This is a genomic window from Streptococcus pseudopneumoniae (genome assembly GCF_038148935.1).
Lineage (GTDB): Bacteria > Bacillota > Bacilli > Lactobacillales > Streptococcaceae > Streptococcus > Streptococcus pseudopneumoniae_U.
In genome coordinates, this window is the sequence record NZ_JBBJZX010000197.1 from 1 (window position 1) to 657 (window position 657).

The 657-nt window shown below is 42.8% G+C and carries 1 protein-coding gene; it reads right to left on the bottom strand.

Annotation, left to right across the window (positions count from 1 at the left end):
- Positions 1-626 (bottom strand): enoyl-CoA hydratase (locus tag WKI42_RS10575; RefSeq protein ID WP_368081901.1); only part of this gene is annotated, 626 nt, incomplete at its 3' end.
- Positions 627-657 lie beyond the last annotated feature (31 nt).

Genomic DNA, 657 nt, shown 5'->3' on the forward strand with positions numbered 1-657 from the left:
GCATAGGAATTACTTGAACCACGTCTTAATTTTTTAAGAAGCTGTTCTCTCGTCTTTTCAAGTTTATCAGCTTCAGAAACGCGATAAACCAGTCCCCATTCTAGGGCTTTTTCTGCGTTCAAAGCCTCACCTGTCATAGCTAGTTGGGCAGCACGCGTCACACCGATACTGCGGCTCAAGAGATGAATTCCTCCTGCATCTGGAGCCAAGCCGACGCCAACAAAGGCTTGGATAAACTTAGCCTTATCCGTTGCAAGACAGAAATCTGCCGCAACAGCCATATTCGCTGCGGCACCTGCAACAGCACCGTCAACTTCCATTAAAACAGGTTTGGCTATTTGTTTGATTTTATAGGAAATCGTATTGACCAACTCTGCGATTTTTGTCAATGATGGAATATCATCCTCATCCACTGCCCGCTTCATCTCTACCAAATCTCCCCCAACTGAAAAGACTTTGCCATTGGCATTGATTAAGATAAAATGCACAGCTGGATTTTCTTCTGCCAGAGTCAAGGCTTCTAAAATTTCTTCACACATAGGAATATGAAAGCCATTTGCAACCTCAGGACGGTTCAAGGTAAGGATTGCCAAATCCTCTTCAAGCTGATAAATAATGTGTTCCATTAGGACTCCTTTTTATTTTTATAAGCAGTTT